Here is a 14959-nt window from a genome sequence, read left to right on the forward strand (position 1 = left end):
TGTGAGCTGACAGATTCATGACAGTCAAAGCCCTCATCGCCTCTTTCACCCAGCAGGAAGACCTCAACTTCCTGTTGACCAACCGCATCCCCCGAGCCGCGCTGACCCGCTTCATGGGCTGGTTCTCCAAGATCGAGAACCCCTTGGTGCGGGACTTCTCAATCGCGCTGTGGAAGCTGTTCTCCGACCTCGATTTGTCGGAGGCGCGCAAAAGCCATTTCAACAGCCTGCACGACTGCTTCACCCGGGAGCTGAAGCCGGGCCTGCGGCCGTTCGATCCGGATCCCTCCGTCATCGCCAGCCCCTCGGACGGCATCGTCGGCGCTCACGGGAAGATCGCCGACACCGAGTTGTTTCAGGTCAAGGGCGCGCCCTATTCGCTGCTGGACCTGCTCGGCGATTCCGCGCTGGTCGACCAGCACCGCAATGGCTCCTTCGTCACGCTGCGGCTGACCTCCAGCATGTATCACCGCTTCCATGCGCCCTTTGACGCGCATATCGAGCGCGTGACGCTGATCCATGGCGACGTCTGGAACGTCAATCCGATCGCGCTGAAGCGGGTCGAACGTCTGTTCTGCAAGAACGAGCGTGCCGTGATCCGCACGCGTCTAGCGACCGGCGAAGCCGTGACGCTGGTACCGGTCGCGGCAATCCTGGTCGCGAGCATCCGCCTGCATTTCCTCGATATGGTGCTGAACGCGCAGACGCGCGGCCCGGTCAACTTCTCCTGCGACGTCAACGTGACCAAGGGCGAGGAGCTCGGCTGGTTCGAGCACGGCTCGACCATCATCATCCTCGCGCCCGGCGACTTCACATTCTGCGACGGCATCGCCGAGGGCACGCGCATTCGCGCAGGTCAAGCTCTGTTGAAAAGAAAGTAGCCTTCAATCCGCCGCGCCCGCGGCCTATATCGTCCGTGGGGGCGATTCTAGACGACGGATTTGGTGATGGCGCGGGCGCCGGTGATGGCGGCGGGTGGTATTGTGTTGCGGCGTGGTTCGACGCCGCTGATCGCGGTCGTCCGCCAGCGCAAGCGCAACGAATGGGTTCTTCCTAAGGGCAAGCTCGACGACGGCGAGACGCCGAAGGAAGCTGCGCATCGCGAGGTGCTGGAGGAGACCGGCCACGACGTCGCCGTGCATGAATTCCTCGGCACGCTCGTTTATCAATCCGGCGGGCGCTCAAAGGTTGTGCATTTCTGGCGCATGGAGGCCGAGGGCGGTCCTGTCCGCAAGCTGATGAACGACATCAAGGCGGTCGACTGGTTGACGCTGGACGATGCGATCGGGCGGCTGTCGCGCGAGTATGAACGCGTGTTCCTGATCCAGACCGGCCCGATCGCGCTCGCGGCTGCGGGACTGTCGCCTGCGTCGGAGCCGGAGGCGACGCCAATGCGAGCCACTGACGATCTCGATGCAGCCTTGCGGACGTTGACACCGGCCGAAGCCGCCTCGGTCGACGAGCTGCGGCACGGTCTGTTGCAGAAGGTGAAGGCCTGGCTGCGCGGCGAGGCGTGAGCGCGCCGCGTGCTGGTCAAGGACAGCATCCGCAAGTCAGTGCTTTGGCGGTAACGCCAGTTCCTTCCAACTCGTCATTGCGAGCGCAGCGAAGCAATCCAGAATCTTTCCGCGGAGAGACTCTGGATTGCTTCGCTGCGCTCGCAATGACGGAGCAAGCAGCGGGGTGAGGCCTATCCCTCCGCGCGTCGAAAACTTGTAGGGTGGGCAAAGGCGCGCTCGCGCCGTGCCCACGTCTTCTAACAAGTATCCAAGCCGTGGGCACGCTGCGCTTTGCCCACCCTACGATACTGGATTGCTTCGTTGCGCTCGCAACGACGGAGAAGAGAGGGGCGTTCCTTTGGCATCATCGTGCGGAAGCGACCGCCGCGTCGAGGGTCATCGCCGCTCCTTGTCCCTCGGAGCGGGCGGCGGCTTGCGTGGCGCGGCAGGGCGCTGCGCGGCAGGGAGGCGCTGCTGGAAGCGGCGCTGTAGGCCTGGCTGCTGAACCGCGGGCGGCTGGCCCGGCTGCATGCCGGTGCGTGGCAGCTGCGGCTGCGGGCCGGGCTGCGGCATCACGCCCGGCTGCGGCGTGCCTTCGCCAGGCTGAATTTGCCCGCCACGTCGCGGCTGGGTTTGCGGCGTGCCGTTCGGCAGGGGGCTTTGTCCGGGGCGCGCTGGACGCCCGGCGCCTTGCTGCTGGCCCGGCTGCCTCTCGCCTCGCTCCTGTTGGCCTCGCGGCTGTTGGCTCTGACCCGCGCGCGGGTTGCCCGGCTGCACAGTGCCGCCTTGTTGTCCTTGCTGGCCCTGCCGCTGCGGCTGGGCGCCGGGCTGCGTTCCCTGGCGGCCCGGTGTGCCCGGTTGCTGCTGACCCGGACGGTTGTTCAGGCCGGGCTGGCCGTTCGGCCGCTGCGGTTGCTGTCCCGGCGCCGCGTTCGGTCGCAATTGTTGCTGCTGCGGCGGCTGGGCCGGCCGCGGAATGCGGCTGAGCGCACCTGGATTGGCGCGGCGGAAGTCGCGCTGCTCGGTGACAATCTGGCGGCCCGTGGTTTGCGCCAGATGCACCTGGCCGACGAAGCCGCGGTCGCGCGCGATCTGCTGCGGCGCGATCGTGATCGGTACCGCGGCGAAGCGCATGATTCCGGCAGTGGCTGCGCCAGGCCGGATCGCAAAGCCGCTTGATCCTTGCGTCAGCGCGCCGAGCCGCGTGCCGCTGGTGCGGTCGTCGACGTCGATGTGACCGACGCGGCCGTCGGCATCAGGATAGAGCTTGATGTTGACGTTGCGCGCGCTGTTCGCTGCCGCGCCTTCAGGCACGTCGATGACGCCGGTGGTGCCGCGGATGCCGAGCGTCGCCGTCGGCGTCGTGATCTTCATGTTGCCGGTCTTCGCCACCGCCGCAGCGACGAAGGCGACCGTGCCCTTGCCGACGTCGAAAATCCCCGAATTCTGCTTGCCGCCGTCCTCGTAAACGTAATTGTCGATGGTGATCCTGGCGCTGGCCGAGAGATTGAACGTGGTCGCGTCGTTGAAGGTGATGCCGAGCGAGGAGTTCGACGAGGTCTGCACGACGTCGTTGAGATAGATGTCGTCGCGCACGCGCAGCGGATAGGAATTCTTGTCGCGGATCACGGTCGCGATCCCCGTGACGGTCGCGACGTTGCCGATCGGCTCGACGGCGGTGGATTGTGCGTCCGGCGCGGGGGTGGGGGAAGCCGATGGAGTCGGCGACGGATCCGGTGTCGGCTGCGCTTGTGGCTGCGCCTGCGCAAGCTCGATGGCATCGGATGCGGACGCCACGCTGCTGCCAGCCAGCGGCAAGGCCAGAGCAAACGCGAGGACGAAGCGGCGCCAAGCCACCAATGAAGTCACGAGGATGTCCCGGTGAGAACGCGAGGCGAGATCGGGCGATATCAGCCGGATCAGGCTGAATGGCGGATGAACATGTGTGGCAAGGGAGGGGGTGAGTGTGCAAACGGCTAGGCGAGTCTAGCGAGTAGGGCTCGAATATCTCCACGCCGTCATGGCCGGGCTTGTCCCGGCCATCCACGCCTTGTTTTGCGGCACCAAGAACGTGGATGCCCGGGACATCTAGCGCGAAGACGCGCTTCGCGCTTCTGCCCGGGATGACGATCGTCGGAGACGGCGCCTCCAGCGTCAGCTCACCCGCTTCCAAGTCTGGCCGCCGCAGAACATGCCGCCGAAGGCGCAGCCCTGCACGCGCATCGCATTCGGGCCCTTCATGGCGATCGTGGAGTCGTAATTGCGGCCGGAGTCGGGATCGTGGATGCGGCCGCTCCACTTCGAGCCCTCGGGCTTCATGTTGATCAGGATGCGCGCGTTGGTCTTCTCGGCATAGCCGCAGAGATTGGCGCCGCACTGTTCGACGCGGACATTGCCCTTGTTCTCTTCGGTGGCCCAGACGCCGACCGGCGAGTTCGGCGCGGCCACGGGCGCGGCGGCCACCGGAGCTGGCGCGGGAGCAACCGCGACCGGCGCGGGTGCAGCCGCAGGAGCGGGCGCCGCCGCCGGTGCGGGCTGCGTCGTGTTGTCGAAGCCGACGGATGGCGCGGCGGTTGCGGTCGTCACGGGCGCGGCGGGAGCTGCCGGTGCGGTCGCCTGAACCGGCGCCTGTTGCACGGGCGGCTGCACCGGAGCCGGCGCGGGCTGCGCCGTCGTGGCCGGAGCCGGCGTGGTGTCGACATCATCGTCCTTGGAGCCGCCGAGGCCCTTGAGGTTGATGTTGTTCAGCTTGATCGGCTTGTCCGACAGGCCCGGCGCGACGATGGTCACGCAGTTGAGCGAGGCACAGTTGCGCGGCGTCTCGATGCGGATGTGCTGGCCCTCGATCTGGAACGAGATCGAATTGCCGCCCGCATGTGCGGCGGCGGTCGACGCGAGGAAGAGCGCGGTGGCGGCGATGGTGAGCTTGTTCATGACAACCTCCGAAATTGCGTGGTCCCGATATGGACCGAAAGTCGCTGGTGGATGAAGCGTGGTTCGACCCTACGCCCAGCCGCTCAGCCTCTCTGTGATAGACGTCACAAGGGACGGCGGCGCCTGGGTGAGGCAGCGCACATTCAGCCGCGGTTTATTCCGCGTAACCTTGCCGCGACACGACAGGAGGCGCCGATGACCCGGCTTGTGACTTCGCTTGGTACATTGATCGCATTGATGGCGGTCGTGCCCGCGGCCGAGGCCGGTTCCTATTCCTTCTCGATCGGCGGCCACCGCTTCCGCGTCGAGTCGCCAAAGAATTGCCGATCCGCGTCCTGCGTTTCAATTTCCTCCAATCGCAGCCTTCGGCCGACGGAGGATGTCGACACCAGGCCAGCTCCGCCGCCTGCGCGCGCGCCGGTCGCGCAGGCGCCGCAGTCGGTCTATCCAGCTGCTCCCGTCCGGCCGCCACAGGCGACATTTGTCGCGGCATCGCCGCCAGCTCGAGCCCCCGTCCTTGCCGCGACAACATCGCAGCCGGTTGTGCCGCCGCCCGTGCCGAGATCAGAGGCAGCAAGATCCGAGGCGCTGAGCCCCAATCCGCCACCGATTGAGTTGCCGCGCGTCGATCCGCCGAAAACTGTTACGCTCGATCCGCCGCGTATGGAGCCGCCGGTCGTTGCGCCGAGGACCGAGATCAAGCCGGCGGCACCGGTCGCACAGCGCGGCGACGACGAGCCGGCCTATTCGCCGCTCGGCGAATGGGAAAGCCTGGGTGCCAAGGGCACTGTTCGGATCGAACGCTGTGGACCTGCACTGTGCGGTTTCGCACTCACGGAGGCGTCGAACCGGGGTGAGAGCGTGCTCGTCAACCTGAAGCCGAAGACGCACGACGTCTGGACCGGCAGCATCTACAGTCGTTCCAGCGGTAGCACCTATTACGGAACGATGTCGCTGAAGAGCTCCGGCACGCTTCATGTCGAGGCCTGCGCGATCGGCCGCTTCTGGTGCTCGGGCAACGACTGGAGGCGGGTCGAGGAGCCGCGCGAGAAACTGATCACGGCATCGCCGCAGTGGGGCGCACGGTCGTAGCTCGTCGATGGCGCAATGTTTCTCCCGCTCCTGCAAGAGGAGAAGGGAAGAGAGGTCTTCGACGCGCTTGATGAGTCTAGATCATGCCGAGCACGATGGCGCCGACGAAGGCCATGGCGAGGTACGCGGTGACAACGCTCAGTCTCCCGGCGAACGTCATGAGGTCCCTCCCTCAATGCGCGCTGCTTGGCGCGCGACCTTATGGTTAACAGAAAGTGTCTTTCCGAAAAAGTCAGCCTTGCTGTCGCTCAGGCCGGCCGAGGTTTCGGCGCGCGCAGGCCGGCATGGTTAAAGAATCATGAAATCAACGTGTTGAAGAGTCTTTAAGTAAATTCACCGAACGTGCGTTCATGACGCGCGGAGTTCGTTTGTATCTCGTCGGCTCCATCGTCCTTGTTTCGCTAGCGGGTTGCGGACGCGGCTTCTTCCAGGCCGAACGCGAACCGTGGCGGGCCGAGGCGGAAGCCGCTTGCCTGAAATCGGGCACGGTGAAGGAGGGGCCGGATCTCGTCCGGATCGACCCCATTTCGGGCCCTGGTCAGTGCGGCGCCGAATTCCCACTCAAGGTCGCCGCCATCGGCGAAGCTTCCGGCACTTACGGTTTTGCCGACGAGCAACTGCGCCCGCCCGGCAGCATCGGCAACCAGCCGCGCTGGCCGGTGACGCAGCCGCGTTCGAACTATCCGCAGAGCCAGAACAATCCGTCATCCTCCTATCCGTCGCGCTCGAACTATCCCGAAAGCGCGGTGCGTCAGCCGTCCGGCTACGGCACCTCGTCCGGGCCGATGTCGCTGAACGCGCCCGGCGTCGCGCCGGAGGAAGACGAGATCGATCTGCCGCCCGAGGGCGCCGATGCTGCGGGGGCCTCCCGCTACATGAATGCGCCGAGCTATCCGGCACGGCCGGCAAATCCCGCGCCTTACTCGCAGGCACCCGTACAGCAGCCGCTGCCGCGTCTTGGCCCGGCGCAGGGCAATCCCGTCACCGCGGTCGGTCCCGTTGCGATCAAGCCGACGGCGACGCTGGCTTGTCCGATCGTGTCCGAGCTCGACCGCTGGCTCGCCGACACCGTGCAGCCCTCGGCCATGCGCTGGTTCGGCGTCCGCGTCGCCGAGATCAAGCAGATCTCCGCCTATTCCTGCCGCGGCATGAACGGTAACTCGCGCGCCCACATTTCCGAGCACGCCTTCGGCAATGCGCTCGACATCTCGGCCTTCGTGCTTGCCGATGGCCGCCGTGTCACCGTGAAGGACGGCTGGCGCGGCATGCCGGAAGAGCAGGGGTTCCTGCGCGACGTGCAGGCGGGTGCCTGCGCGCATTTCACCACGGTGCTCGCGCCGGGCTCCAACGTCTATCACTACGATCACATCCACGTCGATCTGATGCGCCGCGCCAGCCGCCGCCTGATCTGCCAGCCGGCCGCCGCCTCCGGCGACGAGGTCGCCGCGCGTGCGCAATCGCGCAGCCCCTATGCCAACGCGCGCGATCCCTCCGTGACCGGCTCGCTCGGTGCGCGCAAGAGCGCGACGCGCAAGCACGAGGAAGACGAGTACGCCGACGATTAGGGCGCGTGCGCTTCCCTTGTAGCCCGGATGAGCGCAGCGACATCGGGGAAGTCTCCCGCATGTCGCTGCGCTCATGCGAGGCTACGATCTCGCAGGCTTCGACGGTGCGGGGCCCAGCCCCATGCAAAGCTGCACCTCGCCCGGGACGTTGTAGGTGCGCATGATGTGGCGGCTGTCACGCAAGCCGGTCGCCTCACGCTGCACCACGAACATCCAGAGTGCCTGGCCGGCTTCCATCACCAGCTTGCGCCTGGCCGGCTGCTGTGATGCCGGCACCTTCTCGGGCGCGTGGGCAGCATCAAACTCGCGCAAACGCGCCAGCCTCTGTTCGAGGGTGCGGCCCATCCGTCCAAGCGCCGAGGCCTGTTCCTGGACGATCTCATAATGGAGGATATCGACCGGCGGGCGAAGATCACGAGACATGATCGCAATATAGTGCCGCCGGACCGGCCGGCGCAACGCGCGCACTGCTTGCCGTCACTTCGCCTTATACGCCGCCAGGAACATCCGCGTCGCGCTGTCGACCACTTCGGTCATGCGCTCCTCCGACGGTGCGGGGGCGGCCTGGAAGACGAAAGGCAGGAAGAGTGAAGCCTTGCACAGTTCCATGAACTGCGACGCCGCAAGGTCGCAATCGTCGATCTTGAGATCGCCGCAGGCGACACGAGTTTTGAGATAGTCGGAGAGGCGGTTGATGCTCTTGTCCAGCACCCGCGCATAATAGCGGCGGCCGACATCAGGCATGCGCTCGGCGATCGCCATCACGGTGCGGATCGCCGAGCCGCCGCCCGGCCGGCAGAGCAGGTGGATGTAGGCCCGGCCGAACTCCTTCAGCGTGATCTCGGCATCGCGCGCGGGATCGAAATTGAACACGACCTGGCCGTGCTGGAGCGCCTCCTGCTCGAGGATGGCTTCGAACAGCGCGCCCTTGTCGGCGAAGTAGACGTAGAGCGTGCCCTTGGAGACCTGCGCCGCGCGCGCGATCTCGCCCATGCTGGCGCCGTCAAAACCGAGATCCATGAACACCTTGCGAGCCCCGTCGAGGATCTGGCGGCGTTTGGAGCTGTCCTCCTCTTGGATGACGTGCAGATGTTCGCTGGCAGCTACAACCATTGGTTCAGGGTCTCGGAAGGTTTTCGCGTCGAATCTGCGGCCCTGCAATCCGAATAAAGGATTCTCGTCAGTAGGGTGCGGCCAGGATTTATGTATATTGACCGAACCGTTCGGTCAATGGTATTTTGATCAGAGAGTGGGGAACAGGCCGCACGCCTGCCGTCACCTTGATCGCCTTTTTTTGGGGAGGCCTTTATGGCCGTATCGAGAGACCAGGCTGCGCGCGTCCTTCGCCCAGAAGCGGTGGAGGAGCACGCGGGCGGTGATGCTGCGAGCGAGAGCTCTGCACCTCCGCGCGCGCATGTGGCCGATGAAGCCAAACGCCGCACCGGTGAGGCGCCGGAGAAGCCCGTGACCGACAAGCCGGCCGCACCTGCGTCAGACGCACCCGCCGCCGGCGCTCCCAAATCCGGCAAGCGCAAGTTCGTCCTGATGGGCGTCGGTCTGGTGCTCGCGCTCGCCGCCGCGAGCTATGCCGGCTATTACACGCTGGTCGGCCGCTTCTACATCTCCACCGATGACGCCTATGTCCGCGCCAACAACACCATGCTGGGAGCGCGCGTTGCGGGCCACATCTCCTCGATCCTCGCCGGCGACAACACGCCGGTGAAAGCCGGCGACATCGTCCTCCGCATCGATGACGGTGATTACAAGATCGCGGTCGATGCCGCCGCGACCAAAATCGCGACCCAGCAGGCCACCATCGATCGCATCGGCCGTCAGGTCGCCGCGCTCGACAGTCAGGTCGCGCAGGCAAAGGCGCAGCTCGTCTCGGCCGAGGCGGGCCTCAAGCGTGCTGATCTCGATTACGAGCGCCAGCAGGCGCTGAGCAACAAGGGCTTTGCCTCGCGCGCCGTGTTCGAGAGCTCGGAAGCCGGACGCGACCAGGGCGCTGCCGCGGTCAAGGCCGCGCAGGCCGCCTACGACGTCGCCGTCAGCAATGTCGACGTCGCCAAGGCACAGCAGGCCGAAGCGCAGGCCCAGCTCGCCGAGCTCAAGACCACGCTGGCCAAGGCCGAGCGCGACCTCGCCTTCACCGCGGTGCGTGCACCGGTCAACGGCACGTTCTCCAATCGCCTGGTCAATACCGGCGACTTCGTCGCGGTCGGCCAGCGGCTCGGCAACGTCGTGCCGCTCGACGACGTCTATATCGACGCCAATTTCAAGGAAACCCAGCTCAAGCGTATCCGTCCCGGCCAGCCGGTGACGATCAAGGTCGATGCCTACGGCATGCGCAAGTTCTCCGGCGTGGTCGACAGCATCGCGGCGGGCGCGGGCTCGGTGTTCACGCTGCTGCCGCCCGACAACGCCACCGGTAACTTCACCAAGATCGTGCAGCGCGTGCCGGTCCGCATCCGCGTGCCGAAGTCGGTGGCGAAGCAGAACCTGCTTCGTGCCGGCATGTCGGTCTATGCGACCGTCGACACCAACAAGGGCGCGGCCGACGCCGACAGCGAGGTCGACCTCGACGATCCCACCGCGATCCACCCGCAGTAAATAGCGACCCTAGCGCTGCGAGGTCGGACCATGGCCAACGCCACGACTGCTTCACCTGCCATGATGGCGGATCCCGCTTCGGAGCGCATCGCGCCGAAGCGGCTGTTCGCGTTCATCATCATGGTGTTCGGGATGTTCATGTCGATCCTGGACATCCAGATCGTCTCGGCGTCCCTCAGTGAAATCCAGGCCGGGCTGTCGGCGAGCTCCAGCGAAGTCTCCTGGGTCCAGACCGCCTATCTGATCGCCGAGGTCATCGCCATTCCGCTGTCGGGATTCCTGTCGCGCGCCTTCGGCACGCGGCTGCTGTTCGCGATCTCTGCGGCCGGCTTCACCGCCTCGAGCCTGCTCTGCGGCTTTGCCACGACCATCGAGGAGATGATCCTCTGGCGCGCGCTGCAGGGATTCCTCGGCGCCGGCATGATCCCGACGGTGTTCGCCTCGGCCTATACCGTCTTCCCGCGATCGAAATTCCACATCGTCGGCCCCATCATCGGGCTTGTCGCGACCCTCGCTCCCACGATCGGCCCGACGGTCGGCGGCTACATCACCGACCTGATGTCGTGGAACTGGCTGTTCTTCATCAACGTCGTCCCCGGCATCGGCATCACCTTGGGCGTGCTGGCGCTGGTCGATTTCGACGAGCCGCATTTCGAATTGCTCGACCGCTTCGACTGGTGGGGTCTCTTGTTCATGGCCGGCTTCCTCGGCACGCTGGAATACGTGCTGGAAGAGGGCCCGCAATATGAATGGATGCAGGACACCTCGGTCGCGATCTGCGCCTGGATCTGCGTCATCTCGGCGATCGCCTTCTTCTGGCGCGTCTTCACGGCGGCCGAGCCGATCGTGAACTTACGCACCTTCTCCAACCGCAATTTCGCTGTGGGCTGCGTGCTGCAATTCTGCATCGGCATCGGCCTCTATGGCCTGACCTACATCTATCCGCGCTATCTCGCCGAAGTGCGCGGCTACAGCGCGCTGATGATTGGCGAGACCATGTTCGTCTCCGGCATCACCATGTTCCTGGTCGCGCCGCTGGTCGGCCGCCTCATGGTGAAGCTCGACATGCGCTACATGATCGCGTTCGGCCTCGTCGTGTTCGCGATCGGCTCCTACCAGATGACCTGGATCACCCGCGATTACGATTTCTACGAGCTGCTGGTGCCGCAGATCCTCCGCGGCGTCGGCATGATGTTCGCGATGGTGCCGACCAACAATATCGCGCTCGGCACGCTGGCGCCTGACAGGGTGAAGAACGCCTCGGGCCTGTTCAACCTGATGCGCAACCTCGGCGGCGCGGTCGGCCTCGCCGTCATCAACACCGTGCTCAACGACCGCACCGATTTGCACATCACCCGCCTGCAGGAGCGCGTGACCTGGGGCAACGCGACAGCGACCGAAACCCTGACCATGTTCATGCAGAAGTTCCAGGGGCTCGGCGATTCCACCCTGATGGCGATGAAGCAGCTCTCCCAGCTCGTGCATCGCCAGGCCGTGGTGATGAGCTTCGGCGACGCCTTCTTCATCCTGACGCTGTTCTACCTCGGCCTCAGCCTGCTGGTGACGCTGCTGAACAAACCGGCCGCGATGACGGGCGGCGGCGACGCGCACTAATTTGCAACACTCATCCGTGATCTCGCGCGAGCCCCGTTGCAAAGCGCGGGCGACACATCTATAAAGCGCACCTCATTCAATCGAACCGGGAGGGATTTGCATGGTTTCGTCGCATTCGCAGATCGTACGCCCGCGCTCGATGATGTCTTCGATGATGTCCTGGCTCGGTATGTACGCGGCCTGTTAGAGGCCTCTTCCGCCAGCTTCGATTGGGCCAAGGTTTCGACCAGGCATCCCGATCGCCCCGCTTCCCAAGTCAAAGTCAGTTTTGAGTGACGCCGTTTCGGCCATCGTGGCCGGCCTGCGTCCATCGATGGAGCCGGCCCGCGCGTGCGGCCGGATGATGTCATGACCGCTCTGTCCAAGAAACCCGCCGCAATTCGCGTGGTGCTGCCCTTCGTGTTCCGGCACTGGCTGAAGCAGCCGGGGCGCGGCCTCATCGTGGCCGGCGGCCTGCTGGGCGCGACCATCGCAGACCTGTTCATGCCGGTTTTCTCCGGACATCTGGTCGATGCGCTGACGCGCGGCCCGTCCGATCCCGAGGCACGCCACGCGGCGCTGGTGGCATTCGGCGCCATCGTGGCGCTCGGCGCGGTCTCGATGGTGTTGCGGCTCATCGGCCTGCAGGCGATCGTGCCGTTCACGCTGAAGATCATGTCCGACGTCGCGCAGGACGCGTTCACGCGCGTGCAGCGCTTCTCGACAGACTGGCACGCGAACTCCTTTGCCGGCTCCACGGTGCGCAAGATCACCCGCGGCATGTGGGCGCTCGACCTGCTCAACGACACCATCCTGATGGCGCTGGCGCCCTCGCTGCTGGTGCTGGTCGGCTCGATGATCCTGATCGGCGTGCACTGGGCCTCGCTTGGCCTCGTGATCGCGATCGGGGCGATCTTCTACGTCACCATCACGGTCGTGTTCTCGACGCGCTACATCGCGCCGGCCGCACGCCTCTCCAATGCATGGGACACCAAGGTCGGCGGCACGCTGGCGGACGCGCTGACCTGCAACGCCGTGGTGAAGTCGTTTGGCGCGGAAGGGCGCGAGGATGCGCGGCTCGCGCGCGTCGTCAATCGCTGGCGCGTGCGCGTGCGGCGGACCTGGTATCGCTACAATTACACGGCGATGTCGCAGCTTTCCCTGCTGCTGTGCCTGCGCGCCTCCGTGATCGGCGGCTCGGTGCTGCTGTGGATGTCAGGTCACGCCTCGCCCGGCGACGTCACCTATGTGCTGACGAGCTATTACGTCATCCACGCTTATTTGCGCGACGTCGGCATGCACATCAACAACCTCCAGCGCTCGGTCAACGACATGGACGAATTGGTGGCGATCCATGACGAGCCGATCGGGATTGCGGATGCTTCCGATGCGCGGCGGATCGCGATCGAGGGTGGCGAGATCCTGTTCGACGACGTCACGTTCCACTATGGCGGCCATCGCACGCCGCTCTATGACGGGCTGTCGGTGACGGTCCGGGCCGGCGAACGTGTGGGCCTCGTCGGACGCTCGGGGTCCGGCAAGACCACCTTCGTCAAGCTGGTGCAGCGGCTCTACGACGTCAGCGGCGGCCGCGTGCTGATCGACGGGCAGGACATCGCGCACGCCACGCAGCAATCACTGCGCAGCCAGATCGCGATCGTGCAACAGGACCCGATCCTGTTTCATCGCTCGCTCGCCGAGAACATCGCCTATGGCCGGCCCGGCGCCAGCCTGGCGGCAATCGAGCAGGCGGCGCGGCTGGCGAACGCGCACGACTTCATCCTGCGCCTGCCGAAGGGTTACGGCACGCTGGTCGGCGAGCGCGGCGTCAAATTGTCGGGCGGCGAGCGGCAGCGCGTGGCGCTGGCGCGCGCATTCCTGGCGGACGCGCCGGTGCTGATCCTGGACGAGGCGACATCGAGCCTCGATTCGGAATCGGAGGCGCTGATCCAGCAGGCGATGGAGCGGTTGATGAAGGGACGTACCTCGATCGTGATCGCGCACCGGCTGTCGACGGTGCGCAGCCTCGATCGGATCCTGGTGTTCGACCGCGGCGAGATCGTTGAGCAAGGCACCCATGCCACGCTCGCGGGCAAGCCGGGCGGCATCTATCGCGGCCTGTTCGAGCGTCAGGTGGTGGAGCTCGGACACATCGCAGCAGCGGAATGAGAGGCACGGGCGGCGGGGCGAACGTTCCGCCGCCACGCCGCCTAAGGGTGAAGACATGAAAGACCTGACGAACGGCTCCATCGTGAGACACATCCTGGCCATGGCACCTCCGATCATGGTCGGCATGGTCACGATCATGATCTGCCAGCTGGTCGACCTCTACTTCGTGTCGGGCCTGGGCGATGCCGCCGTCGCCGGCGTTGCCGCGGCCGGCAATGCCGGCTTTCTCATCAACGCGCTGATGCAGGTGCTCGGCGTCGGCACGGTGGCGCTGATCGCGCATGCCGTGGGCCGCAAGGACCGGCAGGACGCCAACCTGATCTTCAACCAGGCGGTAGCGCTGTCAGTGCTGTTCGGCCTGCTGACTCTGGTCATGGGCGCAGCCATGTCGCGCCTTTACATGCGCTCGATTGCCGCGGACCAGGCCACGATCGAGGCGGGGACGACTTACCTGTTGTGGTTCATGCCGGCGCTCGCGCTGGAATTCGCCATGCAAGTGTTGGCATCCGCGCTGCGTGCGACCGGCATCGTAGGCCCCGCGATGTTGGTGCGGGTGCTCGCGGTCGTGATCAACATCGCGCTGGCGCCGGTGCTGATCTCAGGCTGGGGCACCGGCTACGCGCTCGGCGTTGCCGGCGCGGGGCTGGCGAGCTCGATCGCCGTGGCCATCGGTGCTCTGATGCTGCTGGCGTATTTCCGCAAGGTCGAGCGCTACGTCGCGTTCAATCCGGCGCAGTGGCGTCCGCAGGCGCGCCATTTGAAGCGCATCCTCGATGTCGGCCTGCCGGCCGGCGGCGAGTTTGCGATGATGTTCATCTTCATGGCGGTGGTCTACTACGTGCTGCGCGATTTCGGCGCGGCGGCGCAGGCGGGTTTCGGCATCGGACAGCGCGTCCTCGCCCTGATCCAGATGCCGGCGCTTGCGGTTGCGCTCGCGGCCGGGCCGATCGCCGGCCAGAACGTCGGCGCGGCAAACGGCGCGCGCGTGCGCGAAACCTTCGTCCAGGCAGCGTTGATCACCACCATCGTGATGATCGGCTTCATGTGCGTGGCGCAGTTCAAGCCCGAACTCTTGCTCGCCGGGTTCTCCAACGACCGGGAAACGATGGAGGTCGCTTTCCTGTTCTTGCGGATCATCTCGCTCAACATGGTCGCGCAGGGTCTGATCTTCACCTGCTCGAGCATGTTCCAGGGCCTCGGCAATACCAAGCCGGTGCTCTTGAGCTCGGCGACGCGCGTGTTCACCTACTCGCTGCCGGCGATCTGGCTCTCGACGCGGCCGGGCTTTCGCATGGAGCACGTCTGGTATCTGTCGATCGCGGCGACCACGTTCCAGGCGGGCTTGAGCCTGTGGCTGCTGCGCCGCGAGTTCAGGAAGCGCCTGCCGCCTGTTCGCCAGCCCGAGGCTCCGGCGCAGACCGAGGCCGATCCCGTGACGCCTCCCGCGCGTGCGCCGGCGTAGCGACGCTTGTGACCAGCCCACGGCTCCGGTTAATT

At 65.7% G+C, this 14959-nt stretch carries 12 protein-coding genes; 8 read left to right on the forward strand and 4 right to left on the reverse strand.

The window, feature by feature from the left end; translation table 11 throughout:
• Nucleotides 1–17: 17 nt before the first annotated feature.
• Nucleotides 18–881: an archaetidylserine decarboxylase gene (gene asd / locus IVA81_RS25720; protein WP_247323098.1), complete on the forward strand. Its 864-nt coding sequence runs from the start codon at nucleotides 18–20 to the stop codon at nucleotides 879–881.
• 66 nt (nucleotides 882–947) lie between these two features.
• Nucleotides 948–1517 (forward strand): NUDIX hydrolase, encoded by a 570-nt coding sequence (locus IVA81_RS25725; RefSeq protein ID WP_247323099.1) that lies wholly within the window; start codon nucleotides 948–950, stop codon nucleotides 1515–1517.
• A 378-nt stretch (nucleotides 1518–1895) separates the two neighbouring features.
• Here IVA81_RS25725 and IVA81_RS25730 read toward each other — a convergent pair whose 3' ends face one another.
• Nucleotides 1896–3359, reverse strand: coding sequence for a FecR domain-containing protein (locus IVA81_RS25730; RefSeq protein ID WP_247323218.1), 1464 nt, complete (start codon nucleotides 3357–3359; stop codon nucleotides 1896–1898).
• Nucleotides 3360–3653: 294 nt separating this feature from the next.
• Entirely contained in the window at nucleotides 3654–4433 is a 780-nt protein-coding gene (locus IVA81_RS25735) for a DUF2147 domain-containing protein (protein ID WP_247323102.1), read from the reverse strand.
• Between the two features lie 195 nt (nucleotides 4434–4628).
• Between IVA81_RS25735 and IVA81_RS25740 the strand changes: the two genes are divergently transcribed.
• Both IVA81_RS25740 and IVA81_RS25745 read left to right on the forward strand, forming a co-directional pair.
• Nucleotides 4629–5525 carry a DUF2147 domain-containing protein gene (locus tag IVA81_RS25740; protein ID WP_247323106.1) on the forward strand — a complete coding sequence of 299 codons (897 nt, stop codon included), beginning with the start codon at nucleotides 4629–4631 and terminating at the stop codon, nucleotides 5523–5525.
• Between the two features lie 350 nt (nucleotides 5526–5875).
• A complete protein-coding gene (locus IVA81_RS25745; RefSeq protein ID WP_247323107.1) occupies nucleotides 5876–7090 on the forward strand; it encodes an extensin family protein in 1215 nt (404 codons plus the stop codon).
• An 81-nt stretch (nucleotides 7091–7171) separates the two neighbouring features.
• Here IVA81_RS25745 and IVA81_RS25750 read toward each other — a convergent pair whose 3' ends face one another.
• Complete coding sequence (locus IVA81_RS25750) at nucleotides 7172–7513, reverse strand: DUF6665 family protein (protein ID WP_247323110.1); 342 nt, start codon at nucleotides 7511–7513, stop codon at nucleotides 7172–7174.
• A gap of 54 nt (nucleotides 7514–7567) precedes the next feature.
• On the reverse strand, nucleotides 7568–8203 hold the full coding sequence (locus IVA81_RS25755; protein ID WP_247323113.1) for a TetR/AcrR family transcriptional regulator: 636 nt from the start codon (nucleotides 8201–8203) through the stop codon (nucleotides 7568–7570).
• Nucleotides 8204–8398: 195 nt separating this feature from the next.
• Between IVA81_RS25755 and IVA81_RS25760 the strand changes: the two genes are divergently transcribed.
• From IVA81_RS25760 to IVA81_RS25775, 4 genes are all read left to right on the forward strand, one after another.
• Nucleotides 8399–9700 (forward strand): HlyD family secretion protein, encoded by a 1302-nt coding sequence (locus tag IVA81_RS25760; protein WP_247323115.1) that lies wholly within the window; start codon nucleotides 8399–8401, stop codon nucleotides 9698–9700.
• 30 nt (nucleotides 9701–9730) lie between these two features.
• The gene (locus IVA81_RS25765; protein ID WP_247323122.1) at nucleotides 9731–11314 is read left to right on the forward strand and encodes a DHA2 family efflux MFS transporter permease subunit; all 1584 of its coding nucleotides are present in this window, start codon (nucleotides 9731–9733) and stop codon (nucleotides 11312–11314) included.
• Nucleotides 11315–11662: 348 nt separating this feature from the next.
• Nucleotides 11663–13462 carry an ABC transporter ATP-binding protein gene (locus IVA81_RS25770; RefSeq protein ID WP_247323123.1) on the forward strand — a complete coding sequence of 600 codons (1800 nt, stop codon included), beginning with the start codon at nucleotides 11663–11665 and terminating at the stop codon, nucleotides 13460–13462.
• Nucleotides 13463–13517: 55 nt separating this feature from the next.
• Nucleotides 13518–14924, forward strand: a complete 1407-nt coding sequence (locus tag IVA81_RS25775) for an MATE family efflux transporter (protein WP_247323125.1) — start codon at nucleotides 13518–13520, stop codon at nucleotides 14922–14924.
• Nucleotides 14925–14959: the final 35 nt, after the last annotated feature.

The organism is Bradyrhizobium sp. 141, assembly GCF_023074055.1.
Lineage (GTDB): Bacteria > Pseudomonadota > Alphaproteobacteria > Rhizobiales > Xanthobacteraceae > Bradyrhizobium.

Bases quoted from the DNA above. Each gene is read 5' to 3' on its own strand.
- IVA81_RS25740 (WP_247323106.1), top strand. From the start codon at position 4,629: ATGACCCGGCTTGTGACTTCGCTTGGTACATTGATCGCATTGATGGCG.
- asd (WP_247323098.1), top strand. From the start codon at position 18: ATGACAGTCAAAGCCCTCATCGCCTCTTTCACCCAGCAGGAAGACCTC.
- IVA81_RS25770 (WP_247323123.1), top strand. From the start codon at position 11,663: ATGACCGCTCTGTCCAAGAAACCCGCCGCAATTCGCGTGGTGCTGCCC.
- IVA81_RS25725 (WP_247323099.1), top strand. From the start codon at position 948: ATGGCGCGGGCGCCGGTGATGGCGGCGGGTGGTATTGTGTTGCGGCGT.
- IVA81_RS25750 (WP_247323110.1), bottom strand. From the start codon at position 7,513: ATGTCTCGTGATCTTCGCCCGCCGGTCGATATCCTCCATTATGAGATC.
- IVA81_RS25745 (WP_247323107.1), top strand. From the start codon at position 5,876: ATGACGCGCGGAGTTCGTTTGTATCTCGTCGGCTCCATCGTCCTTGTT.
- IVA81_RS25775 (WP_247323125.1), top strand. From the start codon at position 13,518: ATGAAAGACCTGACGAACGGCTCCATCGTGAGACACATCCTGGCCATG.
- IVA81_RS25765 (WP_247323122.1), top strand. From the start codon at position 9,731: ATGGCCAACGCCACGACTGCTTCACCTGCCATGATGGCGGATCCCGCT.
- IVA81_RS25735 (WP_247323102.1), bottom strand. From the start codon at position 4,433: ATGAACAAGCTCACCATCGCCGCCACCGCGCTCTTCCTCGCGTCGACC.
- IVA81_RS25760 (WP_247323115.1), top strand. From the start codon at position 8,399: ATGGCCGTATCGAGAGACCAGGCTGCGCGCGTCCTTCGCCCAGAAGCG.
- IVA81_RS25755 (WP_247323113.1), bottom strand. From the start codon at position 8,203: ATGGTTGTAGCTGCCAGCGAACATCTGCACGTCATCCAAGAGGAGGAC.